At 62.5% G+C, this 21514-nt stretch carries 21 protein-coding genes and 1 pseudogene; 16 read left to right on the top strand and 6 right to left on the bottom strand.

Annotated features, from left to right (window positions below; all coding sequences use genetic code 11):
- Nucleotides 1–468: 468 nt before the first annotated feature.
- The 4 genes from JQ609_RS18825 to JQ609_RS18810 all read left to right on the top strand — a co-directional run bounded on the left by JQ609_RS18825 (nt 469) and on the right by JQ609_RS18810 (nt 3757).
- Nucleotides 469–1404: a hypothetical protein gene (locus tag JQ609_RS18825; protein ID WP_212274504.1), complete on the top strand. Its 936-nt coding sequence runs from the start codon at nt 469–471 to the stop codon at nt 1402–1404.
- Nucleotides 1405–1581: 177 nt separating this feature from the next.
- Entirely contained in the window at nt 1582–2307 is a 726-nt protein-coding gene (gene pncA / locus JQ609_RS18820) for a bifunctional nicotinamidase/pyrazinamidase (protein WP_212274503.1), read from the top strand.
- Between the two features lie 88 nt (nt 2308–2395).
- Nucleotides 2396–3250: an AraC family transcriptional regulator gene (locus JQ609_RS18815; protein WP_212274502.1), complete on the top strand. Its 855-nt coding sequence runs from the start codon at nt 2396–2398 to the stop codon at nt 3248–3250.
- A gap of 72 nt (nt 3251–3322) precedes the next feature.
- Nucleotides 3323–3757: a VOC family protein gene (locus tag JQ609_RS18810; protein ID WP_212274501.1), complete on the top strand. Its 435-nt coding sequence runs from the start codon at nt 3323–3325 to the stop codon at nt 3755–3757.
- Nucleotides 3758–3784: 27 nt separating this feature from the next.
- Here JQ609_RS18810 and grpE read toward each other — a convergent pair whose 3' ends face one another.
- The 3 genes from grpE to JQ609_RS18795 all read right to left on the bottom strand — a co-directional run bounded on the left by grpE (nt 3785) and on the right by JQ609_RS18795 (nt 8138).
- A complete protein-coding gene (grpE, locus tag JQ609_RS18805) occupies nt 3785–4384 on the bottom strand; it encodes a nucleotide exchange factor GrpE (protein ID WP_212274500.1) in 600 nt (199 codons plus the stop codon).
- Nucleotides 4385–4577: 193 nt separating this feature from the next.
- On the bottom strand, nt 4578–5666 hold the full coding sequence (gene hrcA / locus JQ609_RS18800) for a heat-inducible transcriptional repressor HrcA (protein WP_192736160.1): 1089 nt from the start codon (nt 5664–5666) through the stop codon (nt 4578–4580).
- Nucleotides 5667–5819: 153 nt separating this feature from the next.
- On the bottom strand, nt 5820–8138 hold the full coding sequence (locus JQ609_RS18795; RefSeq protein WP_312014870.1) for an AI-2E family transporter: 2319 nt from the start codon (nt 8136–8138) through the stop codon (nt 5820–5822).
- A 317-nt stretch (nt 8139–8455) separates the two neighbouring features.
- Here JQ609_RS18795 and rph point away from each other — a divergent pair, with 317 nt between their 5' ends.
- The 5 genes from rph to JQ609_RS18770 all read left to right on the top strand — a co-directional run bounded on the left by rph (nt 8456) and on the right by JQ609_RS18770 (nt 13030).
- Nucleotides 8456–9169: a ribonuclease PH gene (gene rph, locus JQ609_RS18790; RefSeq protein WP_212274498.1), complete on the top strand. Its 714-nt coding sequence runs from the start codon at nt 8456–8458 to the stop codon at nt 9167–9169.
- A gap of 11 nt (nt 9170–9180) precedes the next feature.
- Complete coding sequence (gene rdgB / locus JQ609_RS18785; RefSeq protein ID WP_212274497.1) at nt 9181–9810, top strand: RdgB/HAM1 family non-canonical purine NTP pyrophosphatase; 630 nt, start codon at nt 9181–9183, stop codon at nt 9808–9810.
- On the top strand, nt 9803–10984 hold the full coding sequence (gene hemW / locus JQ609_RS18780; RefSeq protein WP_249128170.1) for a radical SAM family heme chaperone HemW: 1182 nt from the start codon (nt 9803–9805) through the stop codon (nt 10982–10984). The genes rdgB and hemW overlap by 8 nt, the downstream gene beginning before the upstream one ends.
- Before the next feature lie 91 nt (nt 10985–11075).
- Nucleotides 11076–12191: an aminotransferase class I/II-fold pyridoxal phosphate-dependent enzyme gene (locus JQ609_RS18775; RefSeq protein WP_212274496.1), complete on the top strand. Its 1116-nt coding sequence runs from the start codon at nt 11076–11078 to the stop codon at nt 12189–12191.
- Complete coding sequence (locus JQ609_RS18770; protein ID WP_212274495.1) at nt 12188–13030, top strand: hypothetical protein; 843 nt, start codon at nt 12188–12190, stop codon at nt 13028–13030. The genes JQ609_RS18775 and JQ609_RS18770 overlap by 4 nt, the downstream gene beginning before the upstream one ends.
- Nucleotides 13031–13033: 3 nt before the next feature.
- On the opposite strand, the gene JQ609_RS18765 is transcribed toward JQ609_RS18770, so the two are convergent.
- Nucleotides 13034–14248 (bottom strand): penicillin-binding protein activator, encoded by a 1215-nt coding sequence (locus JQ609_RS18765; RefSeq protein ID WP_212274494.1) that lies wholly within the window; start codon nt 14246–14248, stop codon nt 13034–13036.
- Nucleotides 14249–14615: 367 nt separating this feature from the next.
- Between JQ609_RS18765 and rsmI the strand changes: the two genes are divergently transcribed.
- The 5 genes from rsmI to JQ609_RS18740 all read left to right on the top strand — a co-directional run bounded on the left by rsmI (nt 14616) and on the right by JQ609_RS18740 (nt 18527).
- Complete coding sequence (gene rsmI / locus JQ609_RS18760; RefSeq protein WP_212274493.1) at nt 14616–15575, top strand: 16S rRNA (cytidine(1402)-2'-O)-methyltransferase; 960 nt, start codon at nt 14616–14618, stop codon at nt 15573–15575.
- Nucleotides 15562–15975: a YraN family protein gene (locus tag JQ609_RS18755; protein ID WP_212274492.1), complete on the top strand. Its 414-nt coding sequence runs from the start codon at nt 15562–15564 to the stop codon at nt 15973–15975. The genes rsmI and JQ609_RS18755 overlap by 14 nt, the downstream gene beginning before the upstream one ends.
- A gap of 31 nt (nt 15976–16006) precedes the next feature.
- Nucleotides 16007–16954, top strand: a complete 948-nt coding sequence (gshB, locus tag JQ609_RS18750) for a glutathione synthase (protein WP_212274491.1) — start codon at nt 16007–16009, stop codon at nt 16952–16954.
- Between the two features lie 158 nt (nt 16955–17112).
- Nucleotides 17113–18084, top strand: coding sequence for an MBL fold metallo-hydrolase (locus JQ609_RS18745; protein WP_212274490.1), 972 nt, complete (start codon nt 17113–17115; stop codon nt 18082–18084).
- A 131-nt stretch (nt 18085–18215) separates the two neighbouring features.
- Nucleotides 18216–18527 (top strand): hypothetical protein, encoded by a 312-nt coding sequence (locus JQ609_RS18740; RefSeq protein WP_212274489.1) that lies wholly within the window; start codon nt 18216–18218, stop codon nt 18525–18527.
- Nucleotides 18528–18584: 57 nt separating this feature from the next.
- Here the strand turns inward: JQ609_RS18740 and JQ609_RS18735 are convergent, their stop codons facing one another.
- Nucleotides 18585–18977: a type II toxin-antitoxin system HicB family antitoxin gene (locus JQ609_RS18735; protein ID WP_212207576.1), complete on the bottom strand. Its 393-nt coding sequence runs from the start codon at nt 18975–18977 to the stop codon at nt 18585–18587.
- A gap of 76 nt (nt 18978–19053) precedes the next feature.
- Nucleotides 19054–19242 (bottom strand): type II toxin-antitoxin system HicA family toxin, encoded by a 189-nt coding sequence (locus tag JQ609_RS18730; protein WP_212274488.1) that lies wholly within the window; start codon nt 19240–19242, stop codon nt 19054–19056.
- A gap of 175 nt (nt 19243–19417) precedes the next feature.
- Between JQ609_RS18730 and JQ609_RS35920 the strand changes: the two are divergent.
- Nucleotides 19418–19519, top strand: a pseudogene (locus JQ609_RS35920) (ATP-binding protein); the annotation flags it as partial.
- A 64-nt stretch (nt 19520–19583) separates the two neighbouring features.
- Nucleotides 19584–21347, top strand: a complete 1764-nt coding sequence (locus JQ609_RS18725; protein ID WP_212274487.1) for a recombinase family protein — start codon at nt 19584–19586, stop codon at nt 21345–21347.
- Nucleotides 21348–21514 lie beyond the last annotated feature (167 nt).

Below are 21514 nucleotides of genomic sequence, written 5' to 3'. Positions count from 1 at the left end.
GCCTCATATAGGAGGGGGGGTCCTGCCCGCAAGGACCGAACGCAACCTTAGGGCCTGAAAATGCTGACGTTTGAAAGATTGTGTCAGCTCAGGGCAGGTCAAGGTTCAGTCCTGGTTCAGGCCGCCAGCCGTGTTAACAAATCGGCAAGGAGGTGAGCGCGCACTCATCACCACGTCCGAAAATCAGCCCAGTTCGTGATCGCGGCCAGCGCGGTATTTGGCCGCTGCGCGGACCTGACCGGCGGTCCGGCACGCCGCCGAAACCGCCCGAAAACGTTTGGCTAGCCGCCATATCGCGCGAAAATTCCGGCGTTTCGGGACGTGACGAGGGAACGGACGCCCGCCCTGCCCTGTTGCAGGGACATCAAAACCGCTAAAAGCGGGCTGACTGAACCCACGCCCTCGAACCCTTGAGGGCTGCGCTGGCCGACCATTGAGCCGCCTCAAAGTAAACCCGGTAGACCCTTCATGAAGCCTGTTCGATACATCGCTGCGTTTGCCCTTACCATCGCCGCGACCTGCGCTGCGTTCGCCGCCGACCCGGTCTTTCCGCCGGGTGCGCGGGTCGGCATGACCCCGCTGGTCGGCCTGGTCAAAGCCAGATCATTTGTCGGCTTCGAGACCGAGGATCAGGGCGTCAAGGTGCTGGTGGCGGACCTGCCCGCCGAGGCCTATGGCGAGGTCGCCAATGCTTTCAAGGCAAATCCCGGCGGCACCGGCGGCATCAAGCCGGAGAGCATCGAGACGGCGGCAGGGCTCGCCTATTACACCGCTGAAAACGCCAAGGACGGCGCCACCAATGTCCGGCGCTACTCGATGATCCTGCCGGGTCCGACCTTCTCCGGCTACGTCGCCGTGCAGGTGCCGGAGAATGCCTCCCGGATCTATACCGATGACGCCATACGGCAGATGTTCGCTTCCGCGGTGATCCGAAACGAAGTTCCGGTCGATGAGCAGCTCGGGCTGATGCCGTTCAGGATGTCCGAGCTCAGCAATTTCAAGACGGTCCGCACGCTGGCGCCGGGCGCAGCCCTGATCATTGCCGACGGCGACGAAAAAAGCGGTTTTGAAACCGCGCCCTTCATGATCGTCGGCCTGGTCGGATCCGCGCCGGCGCAGCCCGACGACCGCGGACGTTTCGCCCAGCAAATGGCGACGACGATTCCCGGCGTACGCGACGGGCGGATCACGATGTCGGAGGCGGTCCGCATCGACGGCCAGCCCGGATACGAAACCCGCATCGAAGCCACCAGCGGCAAGGACAATACGCCGGTGACGATCGTGCAATGGTTGCGATTCGGCGGCCAGAATTCGCTGCGCATCATCGGCAGTTCGCCGCGCGAGGGTTGGACCACCGCGTTCACGCGTTTCCGCGCCGTGCGTGACGGAATTCGCCCGCGCTAAACATGCCCCGTCCGGTGCCGAAGATTCAGCCGCAGGCCGCCGTCTAAAGCCGCTTTACGCTCTGCCTGCGACCTGATTTGCTGGAGCTCTTTTCTGGACGCGTTTTCTTCACGCGAACCGGTCCCCACTTCGCTCGAAAACGCTATAGTGTTGACCTCTTTGACAGGGAGATGCACCATGTTCGAGCGCAGGCAAATTCTCACGGGCTTCGGCACGATTCTCGGCACGGCGGCAATGGCGACCATTCTTCCAAAGGCAGCTTTGGCCGCGTCGATCAAACCCGACAATGCGTCGGCATTGCTGGTGATCGACGTTCAGAACTGCTTCCTGCCGGGCGGCAGCCTTGCGGTGAAAGATGGCGACCAGGTCGTTCCCGTCATCAACCGCATCGCCAAGAGCTTTGCCAACGTCGTGCTGACGCAGGACTGGCACACCGCTAGCCATGTCTCGTTCGCCACCACGCATTCCGGCAAGAAGCCGTTCGAGACGATCGACCTGCCCTACGGCAAGCAGGTGCTGTGGCCCGATCACTGCGTGCAGGGCACCGAGGGCGCCGCGCTGTCCAAGGACCTCTCGATCGCCCACGCCGGCCTCGTCATCCGCAAGGGCTCCAACAAGGACGTCGACAGCTATTCGGCCTTCACCGAAGCCGATGGCAAGACCACGACGGGACTTGCCGCCTATTTGAAGGCGCGCAAGGTGGAACGCGTGTTCCTCGCCGGTCTCGCCACCGACTTCTGCGTGGCATGGAGCGCGCTCGACGCCCGCAAGGCCGACTTTGAAACTTATGTCGTCGAAGACGCCTGCCGCGGCATCGACACCCAGGGCTCGCTCGCGAAAGCATGGGCCGATATGGGCGCAGCCGGCGTCAAGCGCATCCAGTCCAGCGATATCGCAGTCTAAAGCGTTTTCGAGCGAAGTGGATACCGGTTCGCGTGAAGAAAACGCGTCAAAAGAGAATCTACAGCATTCTCGCGCGCGGAGAGCGGCGATGCCGGATCTAGGCGCCCCCCTCGCGTTCGAGATGATCCGCCGTGCACCCTCGCAGCGAACGGCCGGCCTGATCACGGGAATGACGGGCTACCGCGAGACCGCGCTTGGCCGATTTTCGCAGCGTGAAGCCGCGCACCTGATCGTGCCGCTGATCATCAGCCTCGGCAGCCCGTTCCTGATCGCGCTCGGCCGAAAGCCCGATGCGGCCGACCGGCAGCCGAGCTTCGCCGCGGGCCTCTATGCCGGGCCTGTTCATATCGAGTCCGATGGCGGCGCCGAATGCGTGCAGGTGGATTTTACCCCGCTCGGCGCCTATCGCTTCTTCGGCGGGGGCGTGGTCGACCTCGTCGCGAGAATGGTCGATATGTCGGACGTGCTCGGCCGCGAGGGCCGGCAATTGCGCGAGCGGCTGGGCGCGACGGCTTGCTGGCAACGCCGCTTCGACCTGCTCGAGGACTTCATCGCCGGCCGCGCCAATCATCTGCCGTCGCCGGAGATCGCGTTCGCCTGGCGCCGGCTGGCGCGTACCGCGGGCAGCGCGCGGATCACGGCGCTGGCCGGCGAGATCGGCTGGAGCCGCAAGCATCTGGTCGAACGTTTTCGATCCGAGCTCGGCCTCGCGCCCAAATCAATCGCGCGCATGATGCGCTTTGATCGGGCTTGCCGGCTGGCGCGCAGCGGGACGGCGCCCGGCTGGGCCGGGATTGCCGCCGAGAGCGGCTTTGCCGACCAGGCCCATCTGGTCCGCGAATTCGGCGAACTGGCGGGCGAGACGCCGACGGCCTGGGCGCAGCGGCTGGCGCTGATCGACAGCCGACTGACACGCCCGAACGAAGCGTTTTCGGACTGGTAACAAATCTTCAAGCCTACGCCACGCCGTATCAGCATACTGACACGGTGAAGCCAAAAGGTACGGAGTTTGTCCATGACCAATGCCAACGACGCGCAGCGCATCTATCCGACGATGCGCTGCAGGGATGCCGATGCGATGATCCGCTGGCTCAAGGATGTGCTGGGTTTCACCGAGCATGTCGTCTACCGCAGCGACGGCGTGGTGCAGCACGCGCAACTTGCCTGCGGCGCTTCGCTGCTGATGCTCGGTCAGGCCCGCGACGATGAGTACGGCAAGTTGGTCGGCGACATCTCTGGCCGGCGCACCGACGCGCTTTATGTCGCCGTCGAGGACCCCGACGCGCTGTGCGCCAGGGTGAAGGCATCAGGCGCCAAAATCGAAATGGAGCTGCACAACACCGACTACGGCAGCCGCGATTTCGCCTGCCGGGATCCGGAAGGCAATCTCTGGAGCTTTGGCACCTACTGGCCGAAGGCGCACGAGAAGCCGACGGATGCGCCGGCCTGATCGCAGCCTTGTTAGATTGCGTCCGCCTCAGGTCGTGATGTCGGCGGCGGGCGCCGCCTTGGCGCCGCCCTTGGACACGCCGACCAGCGCCGGACGCAGCACGCGCTCGCCGATCATGAAGCCGGCCTGCACCACCTGCACCACGGTGCCCGCCGGCACCGACGTGTCAGGAACTTCGTACATCGCCTGCTGGAAGTTCGGATTGAACTTCTCGCCGGACGGATCGAATTTCTTGACGCCGTTTTTCTCCAGCGTGTTGAGCAGCGACCGTTCGGTCAGCTCGACGCCTTCGATGAACGCCTTCAGCGCCGGGTCGGCCGATTCCTTCATTTCAGCGGGAACCGCATCCAGCGCGCGTTGCAGATTGTCGGCGATGTCGAGAATGTCGCGCGCGAAGCCGGTGATTCCGTAAGCCCGCGCATCGGCAACTTCCTTGGCGGTGCGTTTGCGCAGATTTTCCATCTCCGCCAGCGTGCGCAGCATCTTGTCGCGCGCTTCAGCCGCTTCCTTCGTCAACGCCTCGACCGATCCTTCTTCGGGATCGTCGGGCATGATGTAGGGCTTTGAGACCACGGGCTCGCCGCTCTGGGCCGCCGCGTCATCATTCGGCCGGTTGGGATCGGTCATAAGTCTGCCTTCTCAAAAGAACCGTTCGGGTAAATGGGGATTTGCTGCCCGGGATATCGTGCTTTAGCGGGCGAAAATCAAGCGTTCCATGGCGTTTTCGAGCGATACCTGCACCGGTCCTGATCCGGGGCGGGCCCCGGTTCGCGCCAGGAAAGGCGTCAAAACAACAAAGCGGAGCTTTTTTCGGGCCGGATCAACCACCCAGCATCCGGCTGACGATGCGCGCGGCATAGTCCACCGTCGGAATCACCCTTGCATAGTTGAGCCGCGTCGGACCGATCACGCCGAGCACCCCGACGATGCGGCCCGCGGCGTCGCTATAGGGCGCGATGATGGTGGAGGAACCGGACAGTGAGAACAGCTTGTTCTCCGACCCGATGAAGATCCGCACGCCCTCGGCGCGTTCGGCGCGACCGAGCAGATCGATGACGCCGCGCTTGGTCTCGAGATCGTCGAACAGCGATTTCACGCGCTCGAGATCCTCCAGCGCATGCAGATCCTCGAGCAGATTGGCGTGACCGCGCACGATCAATTGGCGGTCTTCGCTTTCGCCGCCGGACCAGCTCGCGATGCCGGCCGCGATGATCTTCTGCGTCAGCTGATCGAGTTCGGCGCGGCTTTGCGTCAGCGCGGTTTCGAGTTCGAGGCGCGATTCGGCAAGGGTGCGGCCGCGAATGCGGGAATTGAGGAAATTGCTGGCTTCCGTCAGCGCCGACGAGGGAACGCCGGGCGGCAGCGTCAGCACGCGGTTTTCGACCTGGCCGTCCTCGCTGACCAGCACCACCAGCGCGCGTTCCGGCTCCAGCCGCACGAATTCGATGTGCTTCAGCCGCGAATTGGATTTCGCTGTCAGCACCACCGCGGCGGCACGCGTCAGGCCCGACAGCCGCGTCAGGGCTTCGCCGAGCGCCGCCTCGACCGATTGCGCGCGGCCGACGGAGGCAAGCTGGGTCTGGATCGACTGCCGCTCGTCTTCGGTGAGGTCGCCGACCTGCATCAGGGCGTCGACAAAGAAACGCAGGCCGAGTTCCGTGGGCAGGCGGCCGGCCGAGGTATGCGGCGCGTAGATCAGGCCGAGCTGTTCGAGGTCCGACATCACGTTGCGCACCGAGGCCGGCGACAGCGGCATCGCGATCAGGCGCGAAATGTTACGCGAGCCGACCGGCTCGCCGGTTGCGAGATAACTCTCGACGATTTGACGAAAAATGTCGCGCGAACGCTCATTGAGCTGGGCCAGCCCGGCATTCGGCGCAATCAGGCCAATCGGATCGTGGTGGGCCACCAATTACTCCCTCGCTAAGCCTCTAATCTGTCTATCCGGAGGCCCGGTGACAAGCACGCATTTGGGAGGCGGTCTTGGGTGTTATGGACCGTTTGGTTCTGGAGGCTTTTGGGGATTGGAACAGCGTGTTCCGCTCGATTGGCGCTGCTCAGGCTACTGGGGCACCTCCTGCCCGACCGTCGCCGATGAGGCAGCGGGTGCCGGTTTCACCGACGCTTCCTCGTCGGCGTCACTCGTTGTAATGGTGGCTACGACATCGCCGGCCATCGTTTCAAGCAATGCGACCTCGTTTTCTTCCAGGGTGCGGGGTGCGGAGTCGAGAATGCATAGCGCTCCGATTACCAGACCGTCCGCTGCGCGTAGCGGCGCCCCGGCGTAGAAGCGCATGTCCCATTGCTTGATCGTCTCGTTATCGGCAAAGCGCGGATCGCGCTCGATATCCGAAATCACCAACGTCCCGTCGTTGGCTACAACGTAGTTGCAGATCGCGTGTTCGCGGTCCATCGGCAGCAGCGTGCCTGCATCGTCGGTGATCGCAGCTGGCAATTTTCCACTTTGTCCGACGAAGTATTCGCGCTCCTTGTCGATGGTGGTGATCACGGCAACGCTGGTGTTGAACACGTCGGCCGCTCGCTTGGCGAGTGCATCCAGGGCTTCGCGCTTGTCCCCTTCCAACACCCCGGTCGCTTTCAGCGCGTCGACACGCTCTGCGTCATTGTCAGGCACGGCGGCCTGTTGGGCTGCCTTGGCCTCTTCAGGATCGACGATGCGGTGAATACGGCGAACCGCCTCCTCAACCGAAGTCACGGCGGCATCGGCTTTGAGCGTTTCAAGAGATTCGTCGGTCAACAGTTCCGGCGGCGCGTTCCATAGCGCTAGAACGATGCGCACATCCGGCCATCGTCTTCGCAGCCGCCGGCAGGCGTGGCGAGCGGGGATCGCTGGATCCGGCGCAAAATAACTGAGGCATACAATGTCCGCGCCCTTCAGATCGAGCTTGGCCAGATAGTCGGCATTGACGCTTGCAGCGGGTTGGGAAGCTGCGGCAATCCCTTCGAAAGCGAGCGCATGGGCCAGCATCTCGCCGCCGAGGGCATCGATTTCCCATTTCCCTCCGATGCACAGGACCCTGGGCTTTGCCTCCGCACTCAGGGAGGAGGGGTATTCGTCTCTCAGATCGTCGAGCAGCGTGTCCATTCCGCTTGCCAGGCGCAGGCGGTGCTCGGCGCTTGCGTTCTGGAGATACTCCTCGCTTGCCAGACGAAGGACCTCAATGCCGATTGCGTCGTAGAATGATATGACCGAAGATTTTTCGATCTCGGCGCTTGCGATCTCGACAGCTTCGTCGGCATCATTTGCAATCAGCCGCTGATAGATGCGGGCCGGAACATCCAGTGCAGGCGTCGAGCCGAGCATGGTGTTGAGGAAGCGGAACTGCGGCAGATTGCGCCCGAGGACCAGCAGACAAACCGTGAGAGGGGTAGAGAGGATCAGCCCCACGGGCCCCCAAAGCGCTGTCCACAATATCGCCGAGGCGATGAGCGATATCGCCGACAAGCCGGTGCTGGATCCATATAGCAGCGGCTCGACGATGTTGTTGCTGATCAACTCGAGGATGACGATCAGCGCAACGGTCCAGAGCAGCATGCTCCAGCCGCTGTCGACGGCAAAGGCGAGCGCGATCGGAAAGATCGCAGCAATCAGCGGGCCAACATAGGGGACGAAGCGCATGACCGCGCCCACGGCGCCCCACAGCAGGGCGCCTGGTACACCGATGAACCAGAGGCCGGCCGCTAGCGGCACGCCGTAGCTGATATTTACGAGTAACTGCATCAGGAGATATCTGCTGATACGCGCGCCAGCCTCCTGAATCGCATCGGTCGAACGATGGAAGTTCCCACCCAACAGGCGCAGAAACCGGTCGCGAAGGTCGCCAATATCAAGCAGCGCCAGAAAGACGAAGATCAGGATGATGCCGGCGGTGGCCAGAGGCTCCGCTGACCGCACAAGCCAGGCAAATGCCTGCTCGAACGGCGTTTGCGGCGTGGGGACGATTTCGACACGCTGCGGGACGGGCCCGTCCGCGGGTTTATCGTCCTTTGACTGGACCTCCTTCTGCAAGCGTTCGACGGTTGTCAGCACACCGTCGAACATTCCCGGTGCTTTGAGATTCTGGCGCAGGTCCGACAGCTTCGTCAGTATCGTCGATTGATAGGCCGGCAATTCGACCGCGATCGAACGGACCTGGGCGCCGAGAACGACGCCCAGTCCTACCAGAGCGCACACGACGGTCACCATGACCAGACTCGTCGCGAGCAGTCTCGGCAAGCCTAGTCGGACAAACCAGGTGACCGGCGGATTCAGTGCGAACGTGATCAGGAAGGCGATCGCGAGCGGTATGAGGATTTCGCGGCCGTAATACAGGCCGGCAAGCAGGACTGCGGCCGACACCAGGGCGGCGGCAACTTTCACAATATTCAGTTCGCGAGACGTAACGGAATCCCCCCGGGCCTTGCCGGGTGGTGGAAGGGCCGGGGCTGTAGACGCATTAGACATTTTGGTCAGCCTCACACGCAAACGCGAACGGACCCGGCAAGTTCCCATGATGCCATCTCGTGAGCAGCTCCTGCGGGCGGGGATTCCGACCACGGGAGGTCTCTGAGCGCACAGATGGGCGAAGCCGATCGAGTATTCAGACGGTTTTGGCGTGGCAAAGGCCTTGCCGCTGCCCGCTCCCCCTCCTACAAGCACCGCGAACCGCTTTTACTTGATTTTCCGGAGGATTCCCCATGCGGCCAAGCCGCCGTGCGCCCGATGAGCTGCGTCCCGTGTCGCTGGAACGCGGCGTCGTCAAATACGCCGAAGGTTCCTGCATGGTGAAATTCGGCGATACCCATGTGCTGGTCACGGCTACGCTGGAAGAACGCCTGCCGCCCTGGCTGAAGGGTCAGGGCCGCGGCTGGGTCACCGCCGAATACGGCATGCTGCCCCGCGCCACGCTGGAACGCACCCGCCGCGAGGCCGCGGCCGGCAAACAGGGCGGCCGCACCGTCGAAATCCAGCGCCTGATCGGGCGCTCCTTGCGGGCGGCTGTCGACCTCGAAGCGCTCGGCGAGCGTCAGATCACGGTCGATTGCGACGTGATCCAGGCCGATGGCGGCACCCGCACTGCCGCGATCACCGGCGCCTGGGTGGCGCTGGCCGACTGCATCTCGTGGATGAAGAGCCGCAACATGTTGAAAGCCAATGTGCTCCGCGACAATGTCGCGGCGATCTCCTGCGGCATCTATCAGGGTACGCCGGTGCTCGACCTCGATTATGCCGAGGATTCCGAGGCCGATACCGACGCCAATTTCGTCATGACGGGCGACGGCCGCATCATCGAGGTGCAGGGCACCGCCGAAAAGACGCCGTTCTCGCAGGACGAGTTCCTGGCGCTGATGGCGCTGGCGCGCAAGGGCGTCGCGCGTCTGGTGGACTTGCAAAAGATGGCCGTCGCGTAGTCTGATTGATCATGCACCGTCGAATCACAGGCCGCCTGGTGATCGCGACCCACAATCTTGGCAAGCTTGCCGAGATGCGCGAATTGCTGGCGCCGCATGGCGTCGAGGCGATCTCGGCCGGCGAGCTCGGCCTCGATGAGCCCGAGGAAACCGGCGAGACGTTTCGGGCCAACGCGGCGATCAAGGCCATCGCGGCCGCGAAAGCCGCGCAGCTTCCGGCCTTCGCCGACGATTCCGGCCTCGTGGTCGACGCGCTGGACGGCGCGCCCGGCATCTATTCGGCGCGCTGGGCCGGCAAACCTGCGGATTTTCTGGCGGCGATGACGCGGGTCGAACGCCTGTTGCAGGAGCGCGGCGCCAAAACGCCAGACAAACGCAAGGCGCATTTCGTGTCCGCGCTGTGCGTCGCCTGGCCTGACGGCCACCTCGAAGAGGTCGAGGCGCGGGTCGATGGAACCTTGGTGTGGCCGCCGCGCGGCACCGAGGGTTTCGGTTACGATCCGTCGTTCCTGCCCGATGGGCACGGCCGCACCTTCGGCGAGATGGCCAGCATCGAGAAGCACGGCCTGCCGCCGCTAGGGCTCGGCCTGTCGCACCGCGCCCGCGCCTTCGTCAAACTGGCGGAGATCTGCCTTGGCTAGCTTCGAGCGCCCCGAGATCCTCAAGACCGGCAAAGCGGCTTTCGGCGTTTATGTGCACTGGCCATTCTGCCTGTCGAAATGCCCGTATTGCGATTTCAACAGCCATGTCCGGCACGCCCCGATCGACGAGGCGCGGTTCGTCAGCGCCTTTGCGCGCGAGATCGAAACATCAGCCGAGCGCGCGCCGGGCCGCGAGGTCACCTCGATCTTCCTCGGTGGCGGCACGCCGTCGCTGATGCAACCGCAGACCGTAGGCGCGATCCTGGATGCGATCGGCAAGCATTGGCGCGTCGCTGGTGACGTCGAAGTGACGCTGGAAGCCAACCCGACCAGCGTCGAGGCGACGCGGTTTCGCGGCTATCGCGCGGCCGGCGTCAACCGCGTGTCGCTCGGCGTGCAGGCGCTGGATGACGCATCATTGAAGGCATTGGGCCGCCTGCACAGTGCGCGCGAGGCGCTGGATGCGGTGGCGATCGCGCGGCAATCCTTCGACCGTTACTCGTTCGACCTGATCTACGCCCGCCCCGACCAGACGCCGCAAATGTGGGCCGACGAATTGAAGCTGGCGATTTCGGAAGCCGCCGAACATCTGTCGCTCTATCAGCTCACGATCGAGGAGGGCACGCCGTTTTTCGGACTGCATGCCGCAGGCAAATTGAAGACGCCGGATGAGGCCGTCGCCCGCGCGCTCTATGACGTGACGCAGGATGTTTGCGCCGCGCAGGGTCTTCCTTCCTATGAGATTTCCAACCACGCGCGGCCGGGCGCGGAGTGCAAACACAATCTCGTCTATTGGCGCGGTGAGGAATATGCCGGCATCGGTCCCGGCGCACATGGCCGCCTCGACATCGACGGCGAAAGGCACGCGATCGCGACCGAGAAACGTCCCGAAGCCTGGCTGATGCGGGTCGAGACCAACGGCCACGGCTTCATCACCGACGACGTCCTCAACTCGGAAGAACGCGCCGACGAATTTTTGCTGATGGGGTTGCGGCTTGCGGAAGGTATCGATCCCAAGCGCTACGCCGCGCTATCGGGCCGCACGCTCGATCCCGGCCGGATCGCCGTGCTGCGCGAAGAAGGCGCGATCACCGTCGACGCCGACGGAAGGCTGCGCGTGACGCAGGCAGGTTTCCCGGTGCTCGATGCGGTGGTGGCGGATCTGGCTGCGTAAGGGTCTGATAACGTAACGCGCAGGGTTTTCGAGCGTTGAGCGCCCGGCCGTGATAGATTCGACCAGAGAAATTGCCGCAACCGCCATTTGCATGACGATCGTGAACGACCGGACCATCACCCCGCCGATCCATGATCCTGAACTCGACCGCCGCATCAAAGCCGCCGGGGCGAGCAAGACGGTTTATGCGCTGGTCACATCAGAGACCGAAGCCGCGAAAAATTTCATTCTCGGCAATGCCGTCGCCGGCCCCGACGCTGCGCGGCGCCATCATCTCGAACAATTCCGCGACGCCTGGACCGGCAAGCAGTTTGCCTCGCATGAAGCCTTCATCAAGCGCTGGATGGCGTGGGCGACCCCCGTGGTCGCGATCGATGCGGCCGGGTTTCCCTGGCGTTATCCGACCGCCGGCGGCAGTGAAGCGCTGTTTCACGTCATCACCGCCTACGGCAACCGCGCCCGCGTCGAAAAATTCGATCCCGAGGTGCACGTCTTCGCCGGCGAGTATGAAGGCTATAAGGCCTATGCCGAAGCCTGCGGCATTGCCGTGATCGAACATCCGCGCAGCCATTGGCAGGCCGTCGCGCGCACGCTGCCCACAGACGCACTGTTCTGCCTGAGCCAGCCATCGGCGATCGACGGCAATGTCTGGCCGCACGCCAATGATTTTCTGGCGCTGCTCGCCGCCGCCGAAAAGCCCCGCGTGCTGCTCGACGTCACCTATGTCGGCTCGATTGCCGAACCGCCCGCCGCAAAAATTGCCGCCGACAGTCCGGCGGTGCAGGCGCTGGCCTTCAGCCTGTCAAAACCGTTCGGAGTCTATTACGACCGCATCGGCGGCATGCTGTGCCGGAACGCGATGCCGAGCCTGTTCGGCAATCAATGGTTCAAGAATCTCACCTCGCTGCAGCTCGGCATGGCGCTGCTCGAGCGTCACGACGTATTCGAGCTGCCGCGCCGCTACAGAAACGTTCAGCGCGAGGCGGCAATTCAGATCGGCCGACGCCTCGGGCTGACGCTGTCGCCCTGCGACGTCACCGTGCTGGCCCAAGCAGAAGCCAACGCCACCACCGACCGCGCGCTTGCGGATTTCCTGCGCCGCCCGGCCGGCGATCCCAATGCTCGTTTGCGGCTGTGCCTGACGCCAACGATGGCCGAGATGATCGGAACCGCCGGGCCGATCGCCGCTCCTGGAGGCGCACCGTGAAAAACCTGGTCGTCCTGACGGATGCAAAGGAGATTCACCGCCACGTGCACGGTCTGTGGCGCAGCGCGCCGATCCGAGCCTCGCACGCCGAAGGCGGATTCATTCACGACATCGTCGAGCAGTTCGCCAGCCTGCCGCGACTGTTCTGCGACTCCACCGACGACCGATTGGAGCGCGCGCATTTCTGCTCCTGGTGGGGCGTCACCATGAACCGCGCTTACGACAATCCCGCGATCGAGGACCTCTACCGCCTGCACGAGATGTTCCACGCGGCGTTCATGCCCTACTTTCCCGGCATCGGTTTCGACGCCTTCCACCGCAAGATGGAAGACAATGAACTAAAAGCCAGCGTCTGTTCGGAGATCCGGATCTATTTCGAACTGCCGCATCTGCGCGAACAGGCCTTTGCGCATCCGATCTATGCCGACCGCTATTTGTCCGATCCCGCGATGCAGACGCTGTGGGCCAGGAACAAGCCCGTTGCGATCGAAACGCTGCAGGAAGCGCGGCGCGACGTGATGTTTTCAAAACCCGAACATGAGATGGATTTGACGGAGCGCTGGATCCGCCGCTTCGCGCTGCAGAACCGTCAATGGTCAACCTGCTGGTACGATCGCTATCTGGAGATCGAAAGCCGCATGTTCGATTTCCAGATCAGGGCGTTGCGCGGCGATCGGGCGGGCGCGATCGCGGAGCACGCGGCCTGGATCGAGGCGCAGGCCGGTCAGGACGCCGAAGATCACATCCCCTACCGCCAGGAAGCCGCGCTGTTCGCCAATATCTATTGGAGCAACCGCCGCCGCTACGAGGCGGAATTCGCGAACGCGAAACCGAGCTAGTAATTACGCGCCAAAACTCTTCGGCGAGCCCGCAACCGGCGTGCTGCCGCCCTGGCCCACCTTCATGACCGCAAGCCCGCGCTCGTTGGTGCCGTCGGAGCGGAAGCGGAACAGCCCGTCGATGCCGGCAAAGCCCGACGGGTTGGTGAGCGTTTCCGCGGCAAAGCGCTGCGCGCCCTGCGTACGCGACAATGCGGCGACCAGCGCGACCGCGTCATAGGCCAGCGTCGCGGTGCGCACCGGCTCGCCGCCATATTTGGTGCGGTAGCGGCCGGCGAAACTTCGAAAACCCGACGGATCCGGCGCCGCGTAGAGACCGCCCTGCAGCGCCGGGCTACCGAACACCCGCGGATTGTCCCACAGGCCGGTGCCGAGCAACTGGATGTTGCGCAAATTCACGCCTGCCGCGGTGAGCGCGTCGGCCGTCGCCACCACCGAATCGCCGTCATCGGCCATGAACAGCGCGTCGGCCTGGCCGAGCGACTGCGAGACGGTGCGCACGGCGGCCGAGCGGTCCGCGCCATATTTTTCGAATGCGACGATGCGGCCCTTGCGCGCCGCCGCCTGCTTGAAGGCGGCCTCCACCACATTGCCATAGGCGTTGTCAGGCAACAGCGCCGCAAAGGATTTCTTGCCGATGCCGGCCGAGTAATCGACGATGCGGTTGACGTCGGACTCCGGCAGGAAGCTGAGCAGATAGACGCCGCGTCCGGCCACGCTCGAATCGGTCGAGAACGCAATCACGGACACGCCCTTCGCGCGCGTCTGCTGCGCGACCGCGGGAACCGACTGCGCAAACAGCGGGCCGAGGATGATCTCCGCGCCTTCACCGAGCGCCTGCTGGGTTGCCTGGCTGGCGCCCTGCGGGCTGCCGCCGTCGTCCTTGATCAGAAGCTGGATGTTGGGATTCTGGAACTCGGCCAGCGCCATCTCGGCGGCATTCTTCATCGACTGCGCGGCGACGCCGGCATTGCCGGCGGCCGAGAGCGGCAGGATCACGCCGACCTTGACCTGCCCGGTGCCGACCGCGAGCGGCTGCTGCTGCGGGCCGGCGGGCCCGGCCTCGGGTTGCGGCGAGGAGAACGGGTTGGAAAACTGGCCAAAACTCTGCTGCACGCTGGAGCAGGCGCCCAGCAGCGGCGCGCCGAGAATAAGGCCGACCGCCGTCCGCCGGGTTGCCCCTGACGGCTGAGGTTTGCGATTGAGCGGGCCCACCATCTTATCTCTTCTCTTGACCGACCTTGATCGGCCAGGACTTGAACCGCAAGGACTTGAACCTCAAAGGACCTGAACCTTAAGGCTCCAACCTCCGGAATAAAGGCGGGCGGATTCAGGCATATTGTCGGCGAATAGTTAACCAAAACAAAAGGATTATGGTCCCGCGGCCCCGCCGCCGGTTGCGGATACCTGCCCCCTTCCCGTGATGCGTAGCACCAACGTTGCCACCGCGCTGTGGCGCTGGCGCTACTCCCACTGTGTTCCGGTTCTGATCTTATCAGAACCGGAACACCCGGTCTTTGTATCGACGCGTTTTCTTGACGCGAACCGGTATCCACTTCGCTTGAAAACGCTCTAGATTGGCATTATGCGCGCAAAAACCAGCTCCAACTACGGGCCTGAAGCCGAACCAGGTTCTAGGGACCGCACTTTTTCGATCGGCGGCCATGTCCTGACCGCCCCAAAGCCGGTTCCCGGGCTCTATCTGGTGGCCACCCCGATCGGCCACCTCGGCGACATCACGTTGCGTGCACTTGAAACCCTGGCCGGCGTCGACATCATCGCCTGCGAGGACACCCGCATCACCCGCCGCCTGACCGAGCGCTACGCGATCTCAGGCTTGCTCAAGCAGTATCACGAGCACAATGCCGCGCTGGCGCGCCCAAAAATCCTGGAAAAGCTGGCGCAGGGCGCCTCGATCGCGCTGGTCTCGGACGCCGGCACACCCCTGATCTCCGATCCCGGCTTCAAGCTGGTGCGCGAGGTCTGCGCCGCAGGCCATGCCGTGATCGCGGTACCGGGCGCCTCCTCGGTGCTGACGGCACTATCGGTCGCAGCATTGCCCACCGACCGGTTTTTCTTCGAGGGATTTTTGCCCGCCAAGCAGCAGGCGCGCCGCACGCGCTTGTCAGAACTTGCCCGGATCGATGCCACGCTTGTGATGTTCGAATCCGGCAACCGCATCGCCGATACGCTGGGCGATCTCGCCGGGATCATGGCCGAGCGCGATGCCGCGATCTGCCGCGAACTGACAAAACTGCATGAAGAGATCGCGCGCGCCCCCATCGCGGAGTTGGCAAAGGCCGCCGACACGCTGGAGACCCGCGGCGAATTCGTGCTGGTGATCGGCCCGCCCCGGGCGGATGCGCTGGTCATGACCGAGGCTGATCTCGACGACCTGCTGCGGTCATCACTCGCTCAGGACAGCGTCAAGGATGCAGTCGCGCATGCCGTCGAACTATCCGGCCGCCCGCGCCGCGAGGTCTATGCCCGCGCGCTCGAGCTTGCCAAAGAAATTCGAGATGGAGACGGCGATGGCGAAGACTGACGGCGCTATGCCGCCCGACCCGTCCACAAAACTCGTCGCGCCCGAGCGGGTCGCCGCGTTCCAGACCGGGCTTTCGGCCGAGACCCGCGCCGCCGCGTTCCTGATGGCCAAGGGCTACCGCATTCTCGCCAAGCGTTTCAAAACCCCCTATGGCGAGATCGATCTCGTCGCCAAAAAGCGCAATCTGATCGCCTTCATCGAGGTCAAGGCGCGCGCCCGGCTCGACGACGCCGCCTATGCGGTGACGCCGCGCCAGCAGGCCCGCATCATCGATGCCGCGCAGGCCTGGCTGATGGCGCATCCCGAACATGCCGAATTCGAGCTGCGATTCGACGCCATCCTGATTGCGCCGCGGCGCTTGCCACGCCATCTGTTAGCGGCATTCGACGCCAGCGTGTAAATAGACCCCTCCAGAGACCCGGACCTGCCCCATGAAATTGAATGTCGCCGTCCAGATGGACCCCATCGCGCGTATCAACATCCGCGGCGATTCGACCTTTGCTCTATTGCTGGAAGCGCAGAAGCGCGGCCACGCGATTTCCTATTACACGCCGGACCAGCTCTCGCTTCGCGGCGAGGAACTGGTGGCGCCGGTGCAGGTGCTGACCGTGCGCGACGAGCCCGGCAATCACTTTACCCTCGGCGAACCCCACCGCACGGCGCTCAACGCTTTCGACGTCATCCTGCTGCGGCAGGATCCGCCGTTCGATCTCGCCTACATCACCTCGACGCATCTTTTGGAGCGCATCCACCCGAAGACGCTGGTCGTCAACGATCCCGCCAGCGTGCGCAACGCGCCGGAAAAACTGTTCGTGCTGAACTTTCCGCAGCTGATGCCGCCGACGCTGATCTCGCGCGACATCAATGAGATCAATTCGTTCCGCGACGAGCACGGCGCCGTCGTCATGAAACCGTTGCACGGCCATGGCGGCGCGGCGGTGTTTCGCGTGATGCCGCAGGACATGAATTTCGGTTCGCTGTTCGACATGTTCTCGGTCACCTTCAGGGAGCCCTGGGTGATCCAGCGTTTTCTCCCCGAGGTCAAACACGGCGACAAGCGCATCATCCTGGTCGACGGCGAATTCGCCGGCGCCGTCAACCGCGTGCCGGCCGCCGACGATCTGCGCTCCAACATGGTGCGCGGCGGCGCCGCCCAGGCCACCGACCTTTCGCCGCGCGAGCGCGAGATCTGCGACACGTTAGGTCCGCATCTCCGCGAACGCGGCCTGCTGCTGGTCGGCATCGACGTGATCGACGGCAACCTCACCGAGATCAACGTCACCTCGCCCACCGGAATCCGCGCCATCGCCCGGCTCGACGGACCGGATGTCGCTGCAAAGGTTTGGGACACCATTGAGGCGAAGCGGGCCGGGAAATAATTTTCTTCGCGCGGTTTTGCGCCGGCACATCTCACCTGCACGCCTGTTAGGCGTCTAATCCTACTTGCCAATTTCAGGGCGCGGGAGCAGCTTGTCGCCGCGGATGAATCTGTCCGGGCGACAAATCCAAATTCTATAAAAACAATGGAGGAAGACCCATGACGATGGACGTATCGCGACGGTCCCTGCTTGCCCTCGGCGCAGGGTTTGGTGCCTCAACCATGCTCGGCGGCAGCGCGCTGGCGAAAGCGCCGAAGCTCGGCACGCAGACGCCCTACTGGCATCGCTTCGTTCTCGGTGACGCCGAGGTAACCGTGGTCTCCGACGGCCCGCTGCCGCTCGGCCCGCCAAAGGGCACCTTCGTCGGCGTCTCCGACGACGAAGTGAAGAAGATGCTGACCGACAACTTCCTCGACCCCGAAAATGTCGTGCTCGAGCAGAACTCGCCGATCGTGAACACCGGCGACAAGCTGATCCTGTTCGACACCGGCATGGGCACTTCGAAAGCGTTCGGGCCGACCACCGGCCGCCAGCAGAAGAGCATGGCGGAAGCCGGCATCAAGCCCGGCGATATCGACGCCGTAGTGTGCTCGCACGCGCATATCGACCACATCGGCGGTTTGGTCGGTGCCGACGACAAGCCGCTATTCCCCAACGCGCAGGTCTACATCACCCAGAGCGATTTCGATTTCTGGACCGATGAAGGCAAACTCGGCAGTCCGCTGAAGGATTTCGTGATTCACGCCCGCAAAAATTTGATGCCGGTACGCGACCGCATCGTCTTCATCAAGGACAACCAGGAATTCCTGCCCGGCGTGACCGCGATCGCGGCGCCCGGCCACACCGTGGGCCACACCATCTTCATGGTGAGCTCGAAAGGCAAATCCTTTGCCTTCCTCGGCGACCTCACCCACCACCCGATACTGCTGCTGGAGAAGCCGCGGATGCAGTTCTCCTACGACTCGGATCCGAAGCAGGCGGCGGACACGCGCGTGAAACTGCTCGACATGATCGCTGCCAACAAGACCCCGGTCATGTCCTATCACTTCGCCTGGCCCGGCTTTGGCCACATCGGCAAGACCAGCGAAGGCTTCCATTACTATCCGTCGGCGATGGTGATGAACCTTTGAGCTGCAATTGTTCGGGGCCGGCCGTGCTGGCCCCGAATACCGCCGGGCTGACCCGGCACTAGGGATCGACCCCAGACTGGCGTAAGCAAGGTTCAGCGAATCCTGACCCTGACGCTATCTAGGAGAGCCCCTTGACCGACCAACCGAACCCCAAGCCGGGCGACCTCGTCTATGAAGACACCGGCGCCGCCGCCCCGCTGATCTATTTCGACATCGTCGGCGCCTACGGCACCATGAACGGCTCGGTCGAGATCGAACTCGCCACCCGAATTCTCATTCCGAAAACTGATGGTTCGACCGAGATAAAATTCATCTCCTCAGGCCGCCTGCGCTGCAGCCAGAACGCCGCCGTCAATCTGCGCAATGGCCTCGATGCCGCGCTGAAGATGCTGGAGCAGCCGGCGGCGAATGTGGCCGTGGTTGCGGCGAGTAAGCTGAATTGAGGGGCGGCTTTCCTTCAGAGCCACGGGGGCCTGTCACGCGTGCCGCCTCCCTGGCAATTATGCAGCCATCACTTTCTTTGCGGCCTGGGCTAGAAATCCCGACCGTGTGAATCCTTCTCGTTCCGCGTACTGGTCAATTTGCTCAAGCACGTCCGCTGGCAGTGTAATGTTGATGCGCACGCTTTTCACGTTCGCGGCTGGCGCTTGGATTAGAACAGCTACGCCGTCCTTATTTTCCCGGTTGGCCATTATCTCTTCCAGCGAAGAGGGCTCAGGTACAGCTTCGCCATCCTCTGCCAGGCCCTCAAGATGAAAGGCGAGCGCTTCAGCCGCCATCGTTCGCGCTTCGTCTAGCGTGCTCCCAGCGCTGATGACGCCTGGAAGGTCGGGGAACGATACGCCGTAATCGCTATCAGCATCCTTATGGATGAGGGCAATGAACTGCCGCATTGGTCTGCTCCTGCAGGGTGAGCACTGGCTCTCAAGGTAGAGCCGCTCGGCTCTAGTCACATTCGAACTCAGGTATTCAAGTAAGCTTTAGGTTGGCCTGCTTCTCGATGCTCCTAAGTGTCCCAATAGGGATGTCTTTCTTTGGGTGCGGGACTGTCACGCGGCCCGGCTTTGTCGGATGCTTGAACTGGGCGTGGCTGCCCTTCTTGGCGACCTGCGTCCAACCATCCGACATCAGGGCTTTTATGATGTCTTGCGACTTCATGGTGTATTTATACACACCCGAACGTCAAAGAATCCAGCAAAGAATGCATATATATACACATCACCAAAACGAGAGTTTGCCGCAAAACGGCGAGCTCCACGATCCCTGTTGTTCCCGTAATGTTCTTGCACATCTCACCTGGTTCCGCTACCCTCGGTAGAAGCATGGGGTCGGCATGGTCCAACGCGTTTCTACCGTCGCTTTTGAGGGGATCGAGGCCCGCGCGGTCGACGTGCAGGTGCAGGTCGCGCCCGGGCTGCCGGCGTTTGCGAAGGTGTTGACTATTCACCCACCTTCTAATATCGGCCGTTACCGCCAATTTGTTAAAGGTCGACAACCCATTGAAACCCCAAGCGTATTCCTACCTAAGAATTTCCACTGATCTACAGCAGAAGGGCCATGGCAGGAATCGCCAGTTAGAGGCCTCTCGAGCCTATGCGGAGGCTAATGGTCTGGAGCTGGCCGAAGGTTCGGAACTTGAGGACATCGGGGTCTCTGCCTTCAAGGGAGCGAACGTTCGCGATGGTGCTCTAGGCCGGTTTTTGGAGGCCATACGGGCGGGTTTGATCGAGCCGGGCTCGTACTTGATCGTGGAGTCTCTGGACCGTCTCAGCCGCCAGCAGCTTCTCACTGCGCAATCCCTCTTTCTCAGCATCATCCAAGCCGGGATCAACCTCGTCACGTTGACTGATGGACGGGTCTACCGGGCGGGAACCAATGACCTGGGCGACCTGATTGTCTCCCTCGTCATTATGAGTCGAGCCCATGAGGAATCGCAGACGAAAAGCCTGCGCCTATCTGCCGCATGGAAGAACAAGCGAGATTCCGCTGGCTCACTCAAGCCGATGACGAGGTGGTGTCCGGCCTGGCTAGAACTCGCCGACGATCGAAGTGGCTATAAAAAAATCCCCGACCGTATTGCGGTGGTCCAGCAAATCTTCAAGGACAGCGCGGACGGCATTGGCATCTATAAGATCGCTCATCGCTTGAACGAGTCTAATACGCCGACCTTCAATCAATCAGATGGCTGGCACCAATCATACATCGCAAAAATTCTCGCGAACCGAGCCGTCATAGGCGAGTTCCAACCCGGAATGCGTCGAAACGGTAAGCGGATTCTCGAGGGTGAGCCCGTCAAAGGCTACTTCCCCGTAATCATCGATGAGCAGCTGTTCTATCGTGCTCATCAGGCGAAAACCCAAAGACAGTTAAATGGTGCCGGTCGAAAGGGTGCCGCCTTCAGCAACTTGTTCTCTGGCTTGGCGACCTGCGCATACTGTGGCGCTGCTATGACTTACGACAACAAGGGGAGAGGACCTAAAGGCGGTCGATATCTCGTGTGCACCAAGGCCAAAAGGCGGCTTGGATGTCGAGGCAAACGCTGGCGATACACGGATTTCGAGGCATCCTTCCTGGCGTTTGTCAGCGAAGTTGATATCGCGAGCATTCTGGATGCTGGAGATAGCGTCGATGAGCGTAGCCAAGCAGCATCTGAGTTCTCCGCTCTTGAGGGTGAGCTCGGAAATGTCACGTCGCTGATGGACAAGACGTACGCGCTGTTGGAGGCTGGCGGCCCGCCGGAATTTATCGCTTCAAAGCTGCGCGAACTTGAACAACGTCGACGGGGACTTATTCAGGTCATTGCTGAGAAACGACAAAGGTTGGAGCAACTGCATTCCCTACATGTCAGGATCAACGAGAGCAAGGATCAAATCCATACCCTCGTGAAACGGCTCCAAAGCTCTGACGCCTCCGATCTATTCGAGCTTCGAGCCAAAGTATCCGCACATCTGAAGTCGGTGATCGAAACCCTTGTTGTCGCTCCCGAGGGAGAGCAGCCAAAGATCGCTAAAATAGTCGAGGACACCCGTCGCTTATTCGGCGAAGACGCAAAAGACGTCGTCGAATACATTGAACAGCGCGGTAAGCGACCAGATCAAGAGCGCCGCTATTTCGCTGTGGGATTTCGAGATAGCCGCGTTCGCATCGTGTTTCCGGACGACAATGACCCACTAATGTATCAGCAGCAGATTACAGCCAAGGGCGGCTTCATTGAGCGACACGATCCAAGGCAGACAATTGATAAAAACGCCGTCTCCGAATGACCCTGTTGGGCTGCGCTGGCGGATGTCCTTGAAAAGCGGCGACTGCGGCCTTTCATGAGCGCACCTACGCTCAGGGAGCTTGGATGGTTGCACGAGCGTGGATAGCGTAGCGCCGAACTCCTGCATGCCTGCGATCAAAGGTGGCTCTGAATCTCTGCTAGATTAGC

Source organism: Bradyrhizobium sp. AUGA SZCCT0169 (assembly GCF_018130085.1).
In the GTDB taxonomy this organism is placed as follows: domain Bacteria; phylum Pseudomonadota; class Alphaproteobacteria; order Rhizobiales; family Xanthobacteraceae; genus Bradyrhizobium.
This window is presented reverse-complemented; position numbering and strand designations above follow the sequence as displayed.

Excerpts from the sequence above, each read along its gene's own strand:
- rsmI (WP_212274493.1), top strand. The coding sequence starts at position 14,616 with ATGCGCGCAAAAACCAGCTCCAACTACGGGCCTGAAGCCGAACCAGGT.
- JQ609_RS18765 (WP_212274494.1), bottom strand. The coding sequence starts at position 14,248 with ATGGTGGGCCCGCTCAATCGCAAACCTCAGCCGTCAGGGGCAACCCGG.
- JQ609_RS18730 (WP_212274488.1), bottom strand. The coding sequence starts at position 19,242 with ATGAAGTCGCAAGACATCATAAAAGCCCTGATGTCGGATGGTTGGACG.
- gshB (WP_212274491.1), top strand. The coding sequence starts at position 16,007 with ATGAAATTGAATGTCGCCGTCCAGATGGACCCCATCGCGCGTATCAAC.
- JQ609_RS18825 (WP_212274504.1), top strand. The coding sequence starts at position 469 with ATGAAGCCTGTTCGATACATCGCTGCGTTTGCCCTTACCATCGCCGCG.
- JQ609_RS18735 (WP_212207576.1), bottom strand. The coding sequence starts at position 18,977 with ATGCGGCAGTTCATTGCCCTCATCCATAAGGATGCTGATAGCGATTAC.
- rph (WP_212274498.1), top strand. The coding sequence starts at position 8,456 with ATGCGGCCAAGCCGCCGTGCGCCCGATGAGCTGCGTCCCGTGTCGCTG.
- JQ609_RS18755 (WP_212274492.1), top strand. The coding sequence starts at position 15,562 with ATGGCGAAGACTGACGGCGCTATGCCGCCCGACCCGTCCACAAAACTC.
- pncA (WP_212274503.1), top strand. The coding sequence starts at position 1,582 with ATGTTCGAGCGCAGGCAAATTCTCACGGGCTTCGGCACGATTCTCGGC.
- JQ609_RS18775 (WP_212274496.1), top strand. The coding sequence starts at position 11,076 with ATGACGATCGTGAACGACCGGACCATCACCCCGCCGATCCATGATCCT.
- JQ609_RS18745 (WP_212274490.1), top strand. The coding sequence starts at position 17,113 with ATGACGATGGACGTATCGCGACGGTCCCTGCTTGCCCTCGGCGCAGGG.
- rdgB (WP_212274497.1), top strand. The coding sequence starts at position 9,181 with ATGCACCGTCGAATCACAGGCCGCCTGGTGATCGCGACCCACAATCTT.
- JQ609_RS18815 (WP_212274502.1), top strand. The coding sequence starts at position 2,396 with ATGCCGGATCTAGGCGCCCCCCTCGCGTTCGAGATGATCCGCCGTGCA.
- JQ609_RS18810 (WP_212274501.1), top strand. The coding sequence starts at position 3,323 with ATGACCAATGCCAACGACGCGCAGCGCATCTATCCGACGATGCGCTGC.
- grpE (WP_212274500.1), bottom strand. The coding sequence starts at position 4,384 with ATGACCGATCCCAACCGGCCGAATGATGACGCGGCGGCCCAGAGCGGC.